The organism is Allobosea sp. AK1 (assembly GCF_006714945.1).
GTDB classification, from domain to species: Bacteria; Pseudomonadota; Alphaproteobacteria; order Rhizobiales; family Beijerinckiaceae; genus Allobosea; species Allobosea robiniae.
This window is the reverse complement of record NZ_VFMG01000001.1, coordinates 4,708,650-4,723,101: the sequence shown is the minus strand read 5'-3', so window position 1 is coordinate 4,723,101 and position 14,452 is coordinate 4,708,650. Positions and strand designations below refer to the sequence as shown.

11 protein-coding genes are annotated in these 14,452 nt (G+C 63.3%); 8 read left to right on the top strand and 3 right to left on the bottom strand.

The window, feature by feature from the left end:
• Positions 1-9 precede the first annotated feature (9 nt).
• The 4 genes from FHT98_RS22600 (at position 10) to FHT98_RS22585 (ending at position 3,849) form a co-directional block, all read left to right on the top strand.
• The gene (locus FHT98_RS22600) at positions 10-1,185 is read left to right on the top strand and encodes a glycosyltransferase family 4 protein (protein ID WP_142115364.1); all 1,176 of its coding nucleotides are present in this window, start codon (positions 10-12) and stop codon (positions 1,183-1,185) included.
• On the top strand, positions 1,157-2,233 hold the full coding sequence (locus FHT98_RS22595; RefSeq protein ID WP_142115363.1) for a glycosyltransferase family 2 protein: 1,077 nt from the start codon (positions 1,157-1,159) through the stop codon (positions 2,231-2,233). Before FHT98_RS22600 ends, FHT98_RS22595 begins: the two co-directional genes overlap by 29 nt.
• A gap of 192 nt (positions 2,234-2,425) precedes the next feature.
• Positions 2,426-3,073: a helix-turn-helix domain-containing protein gene (locus FHT98_RS22590; protein WP_142115362.1), complete on the top strand. Its 648-nt coding sequence runs from the start codon at positions 2,426-2,428 to the stop codon at positions 3,071-3,073.
• A gap of 119 nt (positions 3,074-3,192) precedes the next feature.
• Positions 3,193-3,849 carry a LuxR C-terminal-related transcriptional regulator gene (locus FHT98_RS22585; protein ID WP_091855379.1) on the top strand — a complete coding sequence of 219 codons (657 nt, stop codon included), beginning with the start codon at positions 3,193-3,195 and terminating at the stop codon, positions 3,847-3,849.
• Positions 3,850-3,891: 42 nt separating this feature from the next.
• Here the strand turns inward: FHT98_RS22585 and FHT98_RS22580 are convergent, their stop codons facing one another.
• Positions 3,892-4,515, bottom strand: coding sequence for a sensor histidine kinase (locus tag FHT98_RS22580; protein ID WP_170843257.1), 624 nt, complete (start codon positions 4,513-4,515; stop codon positions 3,892-3,894).
• Between the two features lie 355 nt (positions 4,516-4,870).
• Between FHT98_RS22580 and FHT98_RS22575 the strand changes: the two genes are divergently transcribed.
• The 4 genes from FHT98_RS22575 to FHT98_RS22560 all read left to right on the top strand — a co-directional run bounded on the left by FHT98_RS22575 (position 4,871) and on the right by FHT98_RS22560 (position 10,765).
• Positions 4,871-6,346 (top strand): right-handed parallel beta-helix repeat-containing protein, encoded by a 1,476-nt coding sequence (locus FHT98_RS22575; protein WP_142115361.1) that lies wholly within the window; start codon positions 4,871-4,873, stop codon positions 6,344-6,346.
• A gap of 752 nt (positions 6,347-7,098) precedes the next feature.
• The gene (locus FHT98_RS22570) at positions 7,099-8,286 is read left to right on the top strand and encodes a M14 family metallopeptidase (RefSeq protein WP_142115360.1); all 1,188 of its coding nucleotides are present in this window, start codon (positions 7,099-7,101) and stop codon (positions 8,284-8,286) included.
• A 37-nt stretch (positions 8,287-8,323) separates the two neighbouring features.
• Complete coding sequence (locus tag FHT98_RS22565) at positions 8,324-9,766, top strand: metal-dependent hydrolase family protein (RefSeq protein WP_091855384.1); 1,443 nt, start codon at positions 8,324-8,326, stop codon at positions 9,764-9,766.
• A 141-nt stretch (positions 9,767-9,907) separates the two neighbouring features.
• Positions 9,908-10,765: an alpha/beta hydrolase gene (locus FHT98_RS22560; RefSeq protein WP_248309282.1), complete on the top strand. Its 858-nt coding sequence runs from the start codon at positions 9,908-9,910 to the stop codon at positions 10,763-10,765.
• A 48-nt stretch (positions 10,766-10,813) separates the two neighbouring features.
• On the opposite strand, the gene FHT98_RS22555 is transcribed toward FHT98_RS22560, so the two are convergent.
• On the bottom strand, positions 10,814-12,517 hold the full coding sequence (locus tag FHT98_RS22555; protein WP_210244398.1) for an alpha/beta hydrolase: 1,704 nt from the start codon (positions 12,515-12,517) through the stop codon (positions 10,814-10,816).
• Positions 12,518-12,630: 113 nt separating this feature from the next.
• Positions 12,631-14,430 carry an SLC13 family permease gene (locus FHT98_RS22550; RefSeq protein ID WP_465246924.1) on the bottom strand — a complete coding sequence of 600 codons (1,800 nt, stop codon included), beginning with the start codon at positions 14,428-14,430 and terminating at the stop codon, positions 12,631-12,633.
• Between the last annotated feature and the right edge of the window lie 22 nt (positions 14,431-14,452).

Below are 14,452 nucleotides of genomic sequence, written 5' to 3'. Positions count from 1 at the left end.
TTGAAGCCAATGCATGTCGCCTTCTTTGTCGACCAAGTATTCTGGCGCGAGGGGCCTGTCCTCTCGACCGAGGAGTCGTTCATCCTCTTCCCGGCGAGCTTCGCCGGCTTCGTCGACCAGATCACTTTCATTGGACGCGAGGCGCCGACCCCCGGGCGGGCTCCTTACGTCCTGGACGGCTCCACCTTCTCTCTATGCGCGCTGCCGTTCTATCCCAGCCTGTACCGGCTCTGGCGGGCCGACCCCCGCATGTATCGTCGGATTCGCGAATCCGTGCATGAGCAGTCCAAGAACTGGGATGTGCTCGTCATCTGCGGGCCCCACCCTATTGGCCAGCTCGTCGCCCGAATGTGCAGCGCTCAAGGCATCCCGGTTGTCCTGATGGTGCGCCAGAACCTCATCGAGCAAATGAGCGCCCACCGCGGATTGGAGCGTCACGCCGCGATGCTCGCCGCCCGCCTTCTCGAATGGGATTTCAAGCGGTTGGCCCGCGACCGGACGGTCTTTGCGGTCGGCGAGGAGATGACGAAGGTCTACAGCCGCTTCTGCGGCCGCGCGCACAATCACTTTCCCTGCCTTGTCGACCGTGCACAGTTCGAGATGTTCTCGCAGATGTCCGCGGGATCCGATCCCAGGCGCCTCATCAAGGTCTGCCGGTTGGCTCCGGAGAAGGGACATCGTTTCCTGTTCGAGGCCATGGCGCAGCTCAACCAGCGCGGCCTGCACTGTCATGTCGATCTCGTCGGCACAGGTGCGATGGATCAGGAACTCCGGGAATTGGCTTCAAAGCTCGGCGTTGCGTCGCAGGTGACGTTTCATGGCTATGTTCCCTACGGTCGGCCGCTCTTCGACCTCTACGAGAAGGCGGGAGCCATGGTCCTGTCCTCCACAACCGAGGGTTTTCCGCAGGTCATCAACGAGGCCTTGTCCATCGGCCTTCCAACGGTCGCGACGACAGTGGGGGGAATTCCCTCGTTTCTCACGGACGAAGAAACCGCTCTGCTGGTGCCTCCGCGGGACGTCCCTGCGTTGGCCGGGGCGATCGAGAAGATGGTGCGCGCGCCAGAGCTTCGTGAGCGCCTGCGACGAAACGGGCGTGCGCTGATGCAAGATAACATCCTTGAAGTGAATCGGGCCCGTGTTCTCGGGGGTGTTCATGACGAGATCGCTCGCCGCCGAGCATAACTATCGCTGCGCCATCGGTGACCACCCGAGCACAGCTCCACCGTGTCGCCCGACGGTCAGCGTCATCGTGCCCGTCTACAACGAGATCGATTGCCTTGACCGGCTCGTGACGGATTTGCTCGCCCAGGATTACGAGCGGATTGTCGAATTCTGGTTCGCGGATGGTTGCTCGCAGGACGGGACTTACGAGGCTCTGCTGCGGCTCAGCGACGTGGATGACAGGGTCCGTGTGATCCGGAACCCGAAACGCGGACCGGCGGCCGGCATAAACCTGGCGCTGGAGCGGGCGACGGGGGACATCGTAAACCGGCTGGACGCGCATGCGCGCTATGACCCCGATGTCGTGACAAACAGCGTCGAGGCGCTGCTGGCAACGGGCGCCGGAGGCGTGGGCGCCATCGCACGCCCCTCTGCCGGCAGGACACTGATCGGCCGTGCCATCGTCGCCGCGCATAAGAGCCCTTTCGGAGTAGGCGTCGCGAAATTCCGCCGGGACGGCGCGGAAGGCTGGGCCGACGCGATCTGGAACGGCTGCTATTGGAAGCACATCGTGGATCGCGTGGGGCTGCTGCGGGAAGATCTGCATCGCGCCGAGGATAACGACTTCAACGCGCGCATTCAGGGTTTGGGGTATGGCCTCTACCTGTCGCCCGCAATACGGGCCTGGTACCTGCCGCGGCAAACTCTGAGGTCGCTCTGGAGGCAGTATTTCGCCAACGGCATCGGGGTGGTCAGAGCTGCCCGGGAGAGGCCAGATGCCGTTAGCTGGCGGCATTTCGCTCCGCTTGCGCTGGTCCTCACATTGAGCTGTGCCGCCCTGATCACAATTGCGTGGTCGGGGGGGCTTCCTGGTCTGATTGCTTTGCTGGCTTACCTGGGCGTTCTGGCTTTCGCCACCCTTCTCGCGGCGGCACGAGAACGCGGCGCGCATCTGCTGCTCCTCCCTGTGGCGCTGGCTACGCTTCACTTCAGCTATGGGTTTGGATCCCTCTGGGCCCTTGTGGCGAGCCCCTTGGCCGCGCTCTTTAAGCGATCTCGCCTCGTTTAACACTGTGTTAAGATCTCACATGCATGATTCGCGGTAGCGATCGGGCAGAGACCCCTTCATCGTCGCGCACTGACGAACTACGACGTTCGCCTTAGTCCGAGGGCTTACGCCTCGAGCGTAAGGTCTAATCCTTCTGCGTGATTGGCAGGGTTGAGAGAACGAATACCTTGGTTGCGATCAAGGGATCGCAACATGCTTCAGATCGCTACAGCTTCTCATTCGCTGCTGGAGGAACGCTCGCCAAGCGCGAGGGATATCCGCCACAGAGTGCTTGCTCGCAACGCCGTCCTCTTCTGGCAGGACGAACGACAGCCGCAAGCCATCGAGATTGTCGAGGGCACCGTTCGGGCCGCGCGTCTCTGGAGCGATGGTTCGCGCCAAATCCTGGCATTCTTTTGGCCCGGCGACATTATCCAGGCCGCGGCTCTGCAACGCTATACTGCGGAGGCCGTCACGCGCTGCGTGCTGAGGCCGCGCAGTCATGAGGACGTCGGCACGTTCGAGTCGTCCGGCACGGACCAGGCGCTTCAGGCGTCCATCTGCCTCCTGGCAGCCACGGGCAAGAAGAGCGCCACGAGCCGAATGGCGTGGTTCCTGCTTCAGATCTACGAACACCTTCCGCAGGATCCGAGGCGCGCGCAGGCGCTCCGTTTCACAATTCCCCGCAATGACGTCGCTGATTACTTGGGGATGTCGATGGAAACCGCGTGCCGTACATTGGCGGCATTCCGGGCGCGCGGTTTGATCGACCTCCCGACCCGGAAAACCATTTGCTACCGAGACATGGCGCAGCTCGCTCGGGTCGCTCAGTCACCCAAATGGGAAGATGCCGAAGCCTGAAGGCAATGGCCGTCCGCTTGCGACAGTTCCCAGAATTTGTGGTATATGGGCGTCATAATAAGTCGAGGGGCATGTGCTGATCCGACGGCGCGGCAGACGCCAGGGAGCCAGGCACGACAATGTGGCGCATCCTGTTAGCCGACGACCATGGGATTTATCGCAAGGGCCTTCACCTGGTCCTTCAGCGCGCATTCCCCGATGCCGATCTCCTGACAGCGGACTCGCTTCCCACAATCCTGTCAACGGTCGAGAAAAATCCAGATCTCGATCTTCTTATCATTGACCTGCATATGCCGCGCCGCATTCCGATCGAGGGTCTCAGCGACCTGAGCGCAAACTGCCGGAACATCCATCTGGTCGCGCTGTCCGCGTCCGAAGCAGCTACTGACATTCTGGAATGCCTTGCTTGCGGATTTCACGGCTATATTTCGAAACTTCAGACTGACGAAGAAATTGTTGCCGGCATAGAGGACGTTCTTGCCGGGAAAATCTATGTCACGCCGCGCCTGGCCCTCACGAAGGGACTCGCTTCCTGGCGCGAGATGGTAAAAGTAACCGAGTCCAGCCGCTCGCAACTCATCCGCCTGACGAACCGCCAACGGGACGTCCTTGCCCTACTGGCGCAGGGCAAGTCCAACAAGGAGATTGCACGCGAGCTCGCCATTGCGGAGGCGACTGTCAAGATTCATGCGGCGGCGGTCATCCGTGTGCTTGGAGCCACGAACAGGGCCTCCGCGGCGCTGTTTGCTCAACAATGGCTTGAAAGGAAGGAGTGAGGACCGTGATCGGGAGCCTCCGATTCCGGCGGAGTGCCGAGCCTACAAGTCCAGAGCTGTGGTGAGGACATATTCCAGGCCCTCCGGCGAGAGTCCCAGCGTCGAGGTTCCGCCGGTGATCGCTTTGCCGTCATCACACAAAATTGAAGTCCCGAACCCGCGTTTGCAGCTCCCCGTCGCTTGAGGCCCGTCCCGTTCAAGCCACTGCAGGCACAGGCTCGCGCGGGTGCTGTCGATGGGTTGAATGCTCCAACGGACCAGCACCTTCCCTGTCGGGCAGCTCAATGCCCCATGTTTGACTGCATTTGTCGTGAGTTCGTGAATGATGATCGAGAACGACTGCGCAAGCCCACTACGGAGCCCAACCGTCGGCCCGATCACGTCGAACTGATTGGAGCGGCAATACGGAGAAAGCTCGAGGCGGACGAGCTCCTCCAGCGAGCAATGATCCACGCCCTTTCGCGTGGATACATCAGCGTTTGCGATAGCGCGAAGGCGCCCTTCCAACGCATCACATAATTCCGTCACCGTAGTACTACTCTCGGCCGTCAACTTAATGACGGACAAAACTAGCGGTACGAAATTGTCGAGCCTATGCCGAAGCTCTTTGTTATCGAGACTAAGAAAATAGAATTTATCAAATAAATCTTCTGCAGAACCAGGCATGCTAGGATTAATTAATTCTCCATTACAATTAGAGATTAGCTGATATAGAACAGAAAAATAATTATATAGCCCCTTTGACCGCATTAAACTTGTATTCAAGCTCGATAATTTCAAAGCATTTCTAGCAGGTATCTGCCTTTTTCTTATTATAAACTTCGACTTATCTCTATATGGACTGGAGCCCATGCGAGATCCTCGATTGATCGATACCCCCAACATCAATAATAGCTGATTTCTGTCAATAAAACAATTCTAGGGTGCAGTTAGGTTAACTCGCCGCTGCGCCGTTGGTTTCACTCATGACCTGACGCGCCGACGCCGGTGGATCCCGGCCTTGGACCCTGGAGGATTTCCAATGGAGTCTCGCCGCAGTTTTCTCCTCAACGCTGGCAGCCTCGCGGCCGCAGGGCTTCATGGATTAGAGGCATTCGGCCAAGCTTCGGCAGTGAGCCATGAGGCTGCAAGTGCGTCGCCCCCGAGCCGGGCGAACGGAACCGGCCGGACGTTCTACGTCGCGCCCATGGGCGAGGACGGCGACTATCCGGAGCGGGGCACGGTCGAGCGCCCGTTCGCCACGCTTCCTCATGCCTTCGCCCACGCCTATGGCGGCGATACGATCCTGCTGCGAGGGGGAGAATACGGCTTCGACGGTGCCGCCGAAGGATGGCTTCTCGCTGGCCACGACGGAGCGCCGGGCCGTCCGATCGTCATCGAGAACTATCCCGGCGAGTCTCCCGTGATCGACGGAGCCGCAATGAGGCCCCCGACGCAACGGTATCAGGCGTGGCCTTCGCGCACATCAGCCGGCGGGTTTGCGCTCGTTATCATGGATGCTTCCCACCTGACACTGCGCGGACTCACCGTTCGCCATGGCCCGATGGGCGGGTGCTTCGTCAACGGCACCCATCACGATTTATTGATTGAGCGCTGCGTCTTCCGCGACAATGGCTGGCTCAACGACGAATATGGCACCGGCCTGGGAATCCTGGGGCAGGGCAATCACAACATCGTGCGCAATTGCGACTCCTTTGGCAATCACGGCGGAGGACCGGGCGCAACTGGCGGAAATGCCGATGGGATCTCGGTTTCGCTCGCCGACAGCACCGGAACCGTCATTACCGGTAACCGCGTTTGGCGCAACACGGACGACGGCTTCGACTTCTTCAACCCCTCGAGGGCCAAGGACAGCCTCAACGGTTCGCCATGCCTTATCGATCAGAACTGGGCCTTCGAGAACGGATACAACTCCGACGGCTCGATCAACCGTAACGAGAGTGGCGACGGCTGCGGTTTCAAGCTGGGAGGGCGGCGTCCAGGCGCCACCGGCATCTATGGCGGCCACACAGTGACCCGGTGCCTTGCCTGGAGCAACAAGACAAACGGTTTTGATGACAACGGCTATAATGGCGGGCTGCAGCCGCTGGCCGTCTTCAACAATGTCTCTTTCAACAATGCGCGCGGTGGGGTGGGTTACGCCTTCATCATTCAGCATAATGCGAGCACGGTGCTTCAGAACAATATAGCCCTCACGCAAAGCGGAAGGCACGACTTCGACATCTCGCTTCTGTCTCAGTCGCACAATGCAAGCAACGGCGCGGCCCTAAGGTCCCTCTCGCCAACGAATTTCGACGTGTCTTTGAACGACTTTCAGTCCATCGACGATACGATTGCGCGCGGTCCCCGCCAGGCGGACGGCTCCCTGCCAATCTCGGGCTTTTTGAGACTGGCGAAGGGGAGCAGGCTGATTGGCGCAGGAAGCCCACTCGGGCTGCCCCCCAACATGCCTTCGAACGGGGACGTTGTCAGTCTCGGGGCCTTCGAGGCGCCATAGCAACGGCCCAGCGCTTCCTGCTCTGCGCGGCTCGCGCCGCGAAGGGCGAGAAGCACAGTAGGGATCAGGAAAGCCACGACGACTGGCTGCGCGCCTGGAAGGGGCTCGGCCTCGCGTTCGGCGACGTCAACCCGAGGACAAAGAACAGCCTCGCCGAGGGCTTCCGCGACATTCGAAATCTCGTTTATCCGGGGGGCAACGAGCGAATCCCCTGCCCTGTTGACCTTCGATCACTCGCACGCGACGGCCGATGACACCCCTGTCATCGCATGTCCTGTCCAGGTTGGTGGGCCGGGCCGGATCAATTTGCGAGCGCCTATGCGATTGAAATACTGACCTAATTCTCAATTACTCATCCTTGGCTATCTGATCCTTAAGCGGCTTGATGATGGACTGGAGCGCCGCCTGCACCTTGCTGACCAATGAGGACGTGCTGGCAGTCAAGGTTTTCCTCTTCTCGCCAGACCCGTTAGGCCGCAAAACAAGCCGAACGCCTTCGCCCTCCCGTATGCCGAGCGCGTGTTGCAGGTGAAAGCCGCCCGTCAACGGCCAAGCGCGACCGCTTCCCATGACGGTCATCGCCCACGCACTGTGACTGTATTTCCGCTTCTCCTTTCATAAATCGCCCCGAAACGCCGGTATCTCAAAGTCGTTCGTACCGAGATAATGAGCAGGACACCGCTATGGGGTTGCCCTGCATCGTTGCCTGTCGCTCCTATGCATGTACTCTTGGCACACTGAGGATCGTAACGATGACGATTGAACGAGCCGAAAGCCTCGACCGTCGCGATTTTATGATCGCGGCAACGGTCGGTGCGGCCGTAGCGCTGAAGGCGGAGCAGGCACAGGCGCAATCCGCCGCGGTAGCGCCGACGGCTTCTCCCAGCGCAGGATCGGGCACCGTCTATACGGGCGATATCATCGACGGCAAGCGCGTGATCAGCGCCCTCGATGTCGCGGACCTCGCGCCCGGCAAGCACAGCTTCTACTTCCAGGGCGTGCAGATGCCGACGGGCCAGCATTGGTACGTGTCGGTGATGGTGGCCAAGGGCGCCGCCCCCGGCAAGCGGCTCGGACTGATCAGCGGCATTCACGGCGATGAGATGAGCCCGATGCACACCGTCCAGTCCGTGATGAGGCAGCTCGAACCGGCCGGGATGTCCGGAACGGTGCTGGCCGTGTTCGACGTCTCGCGCCCGGCGATCGAAGGGATGGAGCGGCGCTGGCCGAGTTCCGGGCGCGGGATCGACCTCATCGATATCAACCGGCTGTTTCCCGGCAATGAAAACGCCCCCGACGCACCGAGCCGCCATGCGGGCCTGGTGTTCAATCGGTTGCTGCGCGCGAATCTCGATTACGGCATCGACTTCCATACCGCCGCCACGGGAATGGACATGACCGCGTTCCATCTCGCGCGCATGGATCTGCCCGAAGTCAAGGCGATGGCCGAGCTCTACCCGATCGAGCAGATTTTCGACAATCCCGCCTACCCCGGTCTCCTGGCAAATGCGCTGATCGCGGCGGGTATTCCGGCCTTCACGCCCGAGATCGGCCGGCCGCGCGTGTTCGATCACGAGATGATCGCGCTCTTCGTCGAAGGGACGATGAACGTCCTCAAGCATCACGGCATCGTCGCCGGGGCCATCGGCAGGACGGGCCAGGATTCGAACGTCTTCGTCGCCGACGGCATGCTGCCGATCGTCACGAACAGAGGCGGTTTCGTCGAGCTTCTGGTCAAGCTCAACGAGACGGTCGAAGCCGGGCAGAAGGTCGCGGTCCAGCGCAACACCTTCGGGGAGGTGGTCGCGGAATATACGGCACCGCGCAGCGGCAAGGTCGGCGCCCGCAGGACCGACGCCACGGCCGAGGCCGGTACGCCGATCGTATTCATGCTGTTCGATAGTGCTCAAGCGGTCGGCGGCGACGTGGTCGTCGAATGAATCGCCACATGCCAGGTCGACGAGCAGGAGGAAGCCAATGCTGAGACTGGGCGAGAAATACGGCCATCTGGCGCGTCGTGCCGGCTGCGGCTGCTGCAATCCCGACCTTCACAAGGCCTCCCGCCGCCTCGCGGCGTTCTCGCGGCGTGGCCTGCTCGGCGGCGCGGCCGCCGCCACGGTCGCCGGCTTGCTGCCCCGCTCCGCCGGGGCGCAGACCTCCGCGCCGCCCAGCCGGATTCTGTTCCGCGAAGCCCGGCTCTTCGACAGCGTCTCGGGCCAGGTGAAAGAGCGCGCGCAGCTCCTGGTCGAGAACAACCGGATCGCGTCCGTCGATTTCAGCAATGCTCCGCCCCCCGGCGACGCCACCGTCATCGCCTGCCGCAACGGGGTTCTCCTTCCCGGCCTCATCGACGCACACTGGCATGCGATCTTCGCCGCCGTGCCGCTGAACATCCTGCTCAACGGCGATCCGGGCATCATCTTCGCCGCCTCGACCGCCGAGGCCAACCGCACCTTGCTGCGCGGCTTCACCACGATCCGCGACCTGGGCGGCCCGGTCTTCTCCTTCAAGCAGGCGATCGACAGCGGCGTCATTCCCGGCCCGCGCATCTTCCCCTCCGGGGCGCTGATCACCACCTCCGGCGGCCATGGCGACCTGCGCTTGCCGAGCGAGATCCCGCGTGACGGCGGCCGGCTGAGCAAGGGCGAGCTGATAGGCGGGGCCGCGATCGTCGACAGCCTCGGCGATCTCAAGATGCGGGTGCGCGAGCAGCTTCTCCAAGGCGCCTCGCAGATCAAGCTCATGGGCGGCGGCGGCGTCTCCTCGCCGCGCAGCCCGCTGGACATCCTGACCTTCAGCGAGGACGAGCTTCGCACGGCCGTCGCCGTGGCGCAGGACTGGAACACCTATGTGACTGTGCATGCCTACACCTCCCGCGCCATCCAGCGCTCGCTGGCGGCCGGCGTGACCTCGATCGAGCATGCGCATCTCATGGACGAGGGCACGGCGAGGATGATCGCGGAGAAGGGCGCGTGGCTGAGCACGCAGCCCTTCCTCAGCATGGAAGACGCGGACTCGCAGAGCGGGCCGGGCGTCGAGCGCGCCCAGCAGATCTTTGTGGGAACGCCCAAGATCTACAAATTCGCTCGTAGCCTCGGCATCAAGACCGCCTGGGGCTCCGATGTCCTGTTCTCGCCGGCCCTGACCCAGCGCCAGAACATCATGCTCACCCATCTGAGCAACTGGTACACCAACGCAGAAGCCCTGCAGATGGCGACCTCGGGAAACGCTGCGCTGCTGCAGCTCTCCGGCCCCCGCAATCCTTACCCGGCGCCGATCGGCGTCCTCGCGGAGGGCGCCCTCGCCGACATCCTCGTCGTCAACGGCAACCCGCTCGACGACTTCAAGCTGCTCGAAGACCCGCACCGGAATTTCACCGTGATCATGAAGGACGGCCGGCTCCACAAGAACCTGTTGTGACGCAATCGAGTCGGCTCCGGAGCATGCGCTGTCGTGGTTTTCTCACAGGGTAGAGCCAAGACGCGCGAGCGCCATGGCGGGTTCAAACCACGCCGCTTCGAAAGGCAATGGAGGATGGGGCCGCGTGAATGAGCATGGAGCATGTTCAAGGCCCGGTTCGCACCGCCATCTTCGGCAAGCGCTCCACCAGAGCCATGGCGGCCTGATGTTCAACCCGCCGGCCCCGGGCACGGTGAAACGGAGAGCCGGGAGCGAGCCCGAGTGTCCGACACGGTACGAAACGCGAAGCAAATGACGAGCGAATCCGAAACAGTCATCCTGCTTCATGGTCTCGCACGAAGCAGATCGTCACTTCTGCTCATCGAAAAGCTGCTTTCGGCTGCTGGCTACAACGTCATCAACGAAACCTACGATTCAACGAACCATGCGATAGAAGGCCTGCTAAGCCACGTCGAGAACGCCGCCCGAAGCTGCAACGGGAAGCGGATGCATTTCGTAACCCATTCGATGGGAGGCATCCTCCTGCGTGCCTGGCTACGGCAGAACCGTCCGCGCGAGCTCGGGCGCGTCGTGATGCTGGCCCCGCCCAATCACGGCTCGGAACTGGTGGATGGGCTCGGTCGCCTGCCGGCTTTCGAGCTGATCAACGGACCCGCCGGCCGACAACTCGGAACGGACCCGGACAGCCTGCCCAACTCCCTGCCCAAGGCAGATTACGAGCTGGGCATCATCGCCGGAACACTCTCGCTCAACCCGCTCCTGTCGCATTTCTTCGCCGGCCCGAACGACGGCAAGGTCTCCGTGGAGAGCACGAAGCTCGATGGCATGACCGATCACATCGTGCTGCCGGTGACCCACACCTTCATGATGAACAACCCGCTGGTCGTCGCCCAGGCCGTGACCTTCATCAGAACCGGGCGCTTCAACCACGATCTGACGATGTCGGAGCTCGCCCGAAACGTCGCAGCCTATCTTCAGGGCGAGAAAAGCGGCTTCTGAAGCCTTCGTTCGGCGCGCTCGGGCGCGACACTCTTGCCGCCCCGGTGGTCAGCCCCCGCGATTGTCGTAGGGGCCCTCCTCTCCGTCCCGATCGTCGGTCCTGCGCTGAGCTTTTTCCAAGAGATGCCGCTTCAACGAAGCCAGACTCACCTGCGACCAGTTCCGGATATCGGCAACCGCGACCCAGGCATCGACATAGTGCTGGGGGGCATAGACGTGCCCGTAGCCCATCGGCGTCCGCGTCGCGAAAGCCATGTCGAGCGCGAGCTGCAGACCCGTCACGATCGGATACCAGCGGAACTCCGGGGAAACATCCGGGCCGCGCACCGGCTCGAGCCAGGCAGGCCGCCGGAAGAAGGAGTTCCGGTCGAAGAAGGTGACCGCGTCGCTGGCATATTGGAGATAGACGATCCGCAGGACGCCCCAAGGCGTCTCGGGGGTCACGCGCGGACCCTCCTGGTTCATGAAGCGGACGAAGCGACCGTCACGATATTCAGGAAGCCAGGCGGGGGAGCCGGGATTGCGCCGATCCGTGATGCTGCGCCAGAAGCGGCTGCCGAAGGGAGGGCCGCTCCACAAGGCGCCGTCGACCGGGTCGCCGATCATGTCGAGCAGCTCGACCGAGCGCTCCGAATTCATCGAGCCAAGGCTCAGCCCGTGCAGATAGAGCCGTGGCCTGCGGTCCTTGGGCAAGCCCGTCCAATAGCCGTACACCTCGGCGAACAGCGCCTGCGCCGCCTCCGAGCCATATTCGGGCTGGGCCAGCAGCGACAGCGGGCTCGACAAATAGGAATACTGCAGTGCCACGCTGGCGACGTTGCCGTCGCCGAGATATTCGATCGGAGCGATGGCGGAGGGGTCGACCCAGCCGGTGCCGGTCGGCGTGATCACGACGAGGATCGCGCGCTCGAAGGCGCCGGCGCGCTTTAGCTCCTCCAACGCCAACCGTGCCCGCGCCTGCGCAGATCCGGCGGCCCGCAGCCCGACATAGAGCCTGATGGGCTGCGAGGCGGGCCTCCCTGTCATCGCCGCAATCTCGGCCGTGCTCGGCCGCGAGGCTACGAATTCCCGGCCCGCACGCCCCAATTCCTGCCATTTCACAAGCGAGGCGGCACTTCCCGACTGGAGCGGGTCGATCGGTTGCGGGCTGGTCGGCTCGATCAGGGCGTCGCGCTCGCGGAAGGAGGAATCGAGCATGCGAAAGCTGATGCGGACCAGGAAACCATTCGCCAGCGTCCACAGCAGCAGCGTCGTGATCGTGAGGCCAGCGGCGAAGGCGACGCGCCGCGGCATGAAGCGCAGCGGTCGCCGCGCCAGAAACAGGGCGACAAGCCTGAACAGCCGCCCAAGAGCCAGCAGCACGGCGAAGGTCGCGAGCGCGATCAGGCTGACCTGAAGCGGATGGGCGCTGTCGATCGGCTCCATCGCCATCACCTTGCGGATGGAATTCTGCCACCCCACAGCGTTGGCCAGAAAGATCACGGCCACCGGCAGGCAGACGCAGGCGATGACGATATTGCCGATGCGCCGCATGCGCTCGTTCGGCTCCGGCATCTCCAGATACGCCCAAAACCAGCGCCAGGCCGTGCCGAGACCGTAGCCGATGGCAAAGCAGACTCCTCCAAGAACCCCTTGGGTCAGAGCAGTGCGCGGAACGAGCGTCGGGGTCAGCGAAGCCGCAAACAGGAACGTGCCCAGCGCCAGTCCGATGCCGGACAGGTTACGGCTCCAGCGCAGCGGAAGGAGAAGCATTCTCGTGCGATAGCCTGTCATCTTACCTGCCGAAAATGGGATTTGCTGCGTTCAACCAGCCGGTTGGGGTCCATAGCCGGCCTCGGAGAGCAAGTAGGTGAAGGCGGCGACATTCAGAAGCGCCAGACCAGCGGCACGTAGAATACGGCCATGACGAAGAACCAGAGCATCAGCGGCGCTCCAAGCTTCCAGTAGCTGGTGAAGCTGTAGCCGCCCGGCCCCATCACCATCATGTTGGTCGCGGTCGCGATCGGCGTCAGGAACGAGGCCGAGCCGGCAATGCACAGGCTCATCAGCACCGGGCGCGGTGAGACGCCCAGGCCCGCGGCGGCCGCCATGGCGATCGGAATGACCAGCATCGTCGTCGCCGTGTTGCTCATGACCTGGCCGAGGCTCGCGGTCAGCACGAAGAGGCCGCCGAGGAAGACGAAGGGGCCTGCTCCACCCGTCAGCGTCACCAGCTGGTCGGCCACCACCTTGGCCGCCCCCGACTGCACCATTGCCGTGGAGAGCGGCATCATCGCCGCGATCAGGATCACCGTCGTCCAGTTGATCGCGCGATAGGCCTGCTCCACGGTCATGATGCCGGCGAGGATCAGGGCACCGGCGCAGATGAGTCCGGCCACCGCAGGCGGCAGGATGCCCGTCGCGAGCATCGCGACGAGGCTGGCCAGCACGGCGAGCGTCACCCCGGCGCCGGCCCCCATCGGCACCGCCTGGCGCCGGACCAGATCGGGCGAGTTGACGACGAGCACGTCGGGGTCGTCGAGGCGCAAATCCAGCGCCTCCCAGGTCCCTTCGAGAAGCATGGTGTCGCCGGCAAGCAAGGTCTCGCCCGGCTCGACGTCGACGCCGGCTCGCTGCACGGCCAGCACGACGAGATCACCGCTATCGGTCACCATGCCCGGGAACAGCGCGCGGCCGATCAAGGCCGAGCGCGGCGGGATCACCACCTCGGCGAGGCCGGAACGGCGACTGAACAACCCCGGCTGCGCACCCTCCTCGCGCAAGGCCAGATGCTTGTCGGCAGCCAGCGTCGCGATCGCCTCTGCATCGCCGCGTACGAGCAGGTAATCGCCCTCGGAGACCGCCGGGGCCCGCAGCGGCGTCCGCGTTTCCCCCGCCTGTACGGCCATGAGGTTGAGCCGCCCGGCCGACCCGACATCGATCTCGTCGGGTGGGATGCCGACATAGGTGGAGGTCGAACGCACGCGCAGCCGGAAGACGCCGTCGCTCAGCCCGTAATGCTCGACGAGGGTCTGGGCGTGCCGGCTGAAATCGGCCGGCAGCCGCGCGCTGCTCTGCTGCGGCAACAGGCGCTTGCCCAGCAGCAGGATGATCGCGATGGTCCCGACCAGAAGCGGCAACCCGACCAACGCGAACTCCGCGAAGGCGAAGCCGGCGAGCCCCGCATCCTCCAGCGCCTCCGACACCAGGATGTTCTTCGGCGCCCCGGTCAGCAACAGGTTCGCGCCGGCATGGGAGGCGAAGGCGAGCGGCATCAGGAGCTGCGCCGGCGATTGGCGCAGGCGGACCGCCGCCATGACCGCGACCGGCATCAGCGCCGCGACCGCGCCGCTGCCGCTGATGAGGGCACTCAGACAACCGGCCGCGACCATGATGATGACCAGCAGCCGTGTCAGCCCTTCAGTTCCCGCCTTCGCGATCAGGTATTGTCCGGCCCAGGCGGTGATGCCCGTTCTTTCGAGCGCCGCGCTGATAATGAAGAGACTGGCAACGAAGAGGGCGGCGCGGTCGCCGAAGCCGGCGAAGGCCTGGTCGAGCGTGACGACGCCCGTCGCCCACAGCGCCAGCGCCGCGCCGATCGCAACCACGACGACCGGCAGCCTGTTCCAGGTGAACAGCACGATCGCGGCCATGGTGACGAGGGCGGTGCTCTGGATCGGTGTCACGTCGAGGCCTCCTGCCGCCCTT